This window comes from Methylophaga sp. UBA1464, from assembly GCF_002325665.1.
GTDB lineage: Bacteria > Pseudomonadota > Gammaproteobacteria > Nitrosococcales > Methylophagaceae > Methylophaga.
On record NZ_DCSO01000077.1, the window covers coordinates 44,765 to 47,839 of the forward strand.

4 protein-coding genes are annotated in these 3,075 nt (G+C 46.0%); 2 read left to right on the forward strand and 2 right to left on the reverse strand.

Annotated features, from left to right (window positions below; genetic code table 11):
- On the forward strand, positions 1-188 hold a 188-nt coding region (locus B3O33_RS09415), incomplete at its 5' end, for a YiiD C-terminal domain-containing protein (RefSeq protein WP_292363492.1).
- An 89-nt stretch (positions 189-277) separates the two neighbouring features.
- Positions 278-1,555 (forward strand): L-fucose:H+ symporter permease, encoded by a 1,278-nt coding sequence (gene fucP, locus B3O33_RS09420; protein WP_292363493.1) that lies wholly within the window; start codon positions 278-280, stop codon positions 1,553-1,555.
- Between the two features lie 6 nt (positions 1,556-1,561).
- Here the strand turns inward: fucP and B3O33_RS09425 are convergent, their stop codons facing one another.
- Both B3O33_RS09425 and B3O33_RS09430 read right to left on the reverse strand, forming a co-directional pair.
- A complete protein-coding gene (locus B3O33_RS09425) occupies positions 1,562-1,891 on the reverse strand; it encodes a cold shock domain-containing protein (protein ID WP_292362445.1) in 330 nt (109 codons plus the stop codon).
- A gap of 91 nt (positions 1,892-1,982) precedes the next feature.
- A complete protein-coding gene (locus B3O33_RS09430; protein WP_292362446.1) occupies positions 1,983-2,897 on the reverse strand; it encodes a cation diffusion facilitator family transporter in 915 nt (304 codons plus the stop codon).
- Positions 2,898-3,075 lie beyond the last annotated feature (178 nt).

Genomic DNA, 3,075 nt, shown 5'->3' on the forward strand with positions numbered 1-3,075 from the left:
TCAAGCCCATGACCGCAGATTTTTCCGCCACGGCCGCATTGAGGGATGAACATGATTGGCCAGGCTTTCTCAAAATGCTGCGACGCAAAGGAAAGGCCCGTATTCGTTTAACGGCTGTTTTATATTCCGGAGGCATCCTGGCAGGAAAGTTTTCGGGAGAATATGTTGCACTGCAGGATTTCCAATAGAATGACCCAATCAGTCAGACAATAGCTGGATGGATGACTGATACACTCGGCACAACAAAGCCAGCAACGAAGCACGGAGCCAGGATTCTATGTCGGTCAAACAGCCCTTTGTCTATCCGGAAATGCGATTGGTATTTATTTTATTGATTACCTGTTTTGCTGCCTGGGGCGTGGCTGCCAATATGACCGATCCATTGGTTAAGGTATTCAGTCAAATCTTTGCTATGAGCACCGTACAATCTGCGTTGGTACAGTTTGCCTATTACGGGGCGTATTTTTGTCTGGCAATACCAGCTGCATTTATCAATCGCCGATATTCCTATAAAACCGGTGTTTTATGCGGTTTAGGTTTGGCCGTAATAGGCGCTTTAGCGTTTTATCCCGCCAGTCTGGCAATGAATTATCATTATTTTCTTGCGGCGTTATTTATTCTCGCGTCAGGCTTATCGATTCTGGAAACGTCGGCTAATCCGTTTGTGATGGCGATGGGCCCGATGGAAAATGCCACACGCAGACTAAATCTGGCGCAGGCCTTTAATCCCGTGGGTACCAATCTTGGGGTGTTTCTTGCCGCCACCTTGATTCTGCCGAATTTGCATATTGCTGAAGCGGCTGATCGGGCATTAATGACGGTCGAAGAATTACAGCTGGTACAAGGCGCCGAGCTCAAAGCCGTGATGTTGCCCTATGTCAGTATGGCATTGGCATTATTGTTGATCTGGCTGATGATTTTATTTTCAAAAGTGCCGCAACCGCGAGAAGCCGTCGCTTCGAGCATCAGTGAGTTACATTTCACTCAGACGCTGAAACGATTGATGGCCAATCCTCATTACCGGTTTGGCGTGATCGCACAATTTTTTAACGTAGCGGCGCAAGTCTGTGCCTGGACTTTTACCATTCAATACGTGCAGCAGGCAATCGGTGGAACAGCGGCCGATGCCAGCGTTTATCTGCAATACAGTTTGCTGGTGTTTCTGGTGTCACGCTTTGCGATGACATGGTTGATGGGCTATGTTCGTCCCACCGTGCTGATGACAATACTGGCAATAACAGGATCGGCGTTATGCTTGTTTGCGATGCTGAACCCGACTATTTCCGGGGTTTGGGCTGTCGTGTCGATATCTGCCTGTTTATCGCTTATGTTCCCGACTATTTACGGAGTGGCATTAAAAGGTTTAGGCGAAGATACCAAATTCGGGGCCGCTGGACTGGTGATGGCGATTCTTGGCGGAGCGCTTTTGTCGTTAGTTCAAGGTGCATTCATTGATGTGTTTACTACGGCGATTTCTTATGTTGTCCCCGGTATCTGCTTTCTGGTGGTCGCTGCCTATGGTTATTTTGATGTACGTTCTAAGAGAGTGTGTTAGAAAACATTAAAAATTTTGAGACACACTTACGGCAATCAAACCAAACACGATCAATGCAATAAGGACACTGATGGTTTTAGTGGTTTTTCCGGGAGCTTTACTCAGTTTAATGGGCGAGTTTCTGGTTTTTAAGGATGCTTCACGAGTGACATTGATAGCCCGGGTTTTACCCTCTGGGGTGGTTTCTATTGCAAAATCCAGTGTTTCGCCGACTTTAGGACGTGGGCTACCACTCGGAAAAGCAGAAATATGTACAAATACTTCCTGTTGATTATGCTCACAGAGAATAAAGCCAAACCCCCTGTCATCTTTCCACTTGATTAACTTGCCATGCATTTTGATATCAGTTTCTGTAAATAATTTAAGCCAGGCACCATAACAGAGTTATTGGTCTGGAGGAATGCTGGACAATCACTGCCCACGCGGATTAATGATGACAGTCATGATTGCTGCCGAGCAGACAGAAACTGGCATCATCCGCTGACTCCAGCTGAATCGTTGCATGCTCAATAGCAAAGTGATCGTGTAAATCATGTTGTAGCTGGGATAAAAAAGCGTTATCCAGCGGACTGCCTTTTACCACCAGATGCACAGTTAACGCTGTTTCACTGGTACTTAACGGCCAGACATGTAAATCATGCAACGAGTCTACCTGATCACAATCCAGTAAATACTGCTGGATTTTTTGCAGATCCACATTTTCTGGCACGGCGTCCATCGCGTAATTTAACGATTCACGTAATAAACGCCAGGTACCAATCAGAATAATCATCACGATCAGCAAGCTGACCAGCGGATCAATCCATAACCAGTTTTTAAACAGAATAAAAATCCCGGCAATAACAACACCAAGCGATACTGCTGCATCAGCGGCCATATGCAGAAAAGCACCACGAATATTCAAGTCATGCTGCTGCCCTTTGAAAAATAACAGTGCGGTAATCGTGTTGATGACGACACCGATACTGGCCACTACGATTACCGTCATACCCTGAACCGGCTGCGGATTGAACATTCTGTTGATGGATTCCCAGGCAATGCCGCCCAACGCAATTAACAACATAATGGAACTGAGTAAGGCTGCCATAACGGTGGCTTTGCGAAAGCCATACGTGCGTTTTTCGGTGGCGGCTTTTTTGGCCAGAACGCTGGCACCCCAGGCGAGCAACAAGCTCACTACATCGCTTAAGTTATGTCCTGCATCTGCCAGTAAAGCCATTGAACCAGCCAAAATGCCATAGCTGGCTTCAATAATGACAAACACCACATTTAATAAAATACCAATCGCAAAAGCGCGATTATAGTTAGCGACCTGATGGTGATGTGGGTGACTGTGTTCCATGTTGCATCCGGGATCGATTAATAACAAAGCGGATGGCTACGTGAGCTTAATAATTCAATTCTGCCAGATTTTCCGCTTGGCAAGGATCACGGTTATTAACGTATATGTCTATAAAAAATGCTGTAACAAATCATGAACCACTCTGGCGTAACGCATTGATGATACGGTTCTGTTCTTC

Excerpts from the sequence above, each read along its gene's own strand:
- fucP (WP_292363493.1), top strand. The coding sequence starts at position 278 with ATGTCGGTCAAACAGCCCTTTGTCTATCCGGAAATGCGATTGGTATTT.
- B3O33_RS09425 (WP_292362445.1), bottom strand. The coding sequence starts at position 1,891 with ATGCATGGCAAGTTAATCAAGTGGAAAGATGACAGGGGGTTTGGCTTT.
- B3O33_RS09430 (WP_292362446.1), bottom strand. The coding sequence starts at position 2,897 with ATGGAACACAGTCACCCACATCACCATCAGGTCGCTAACTATAATCGC.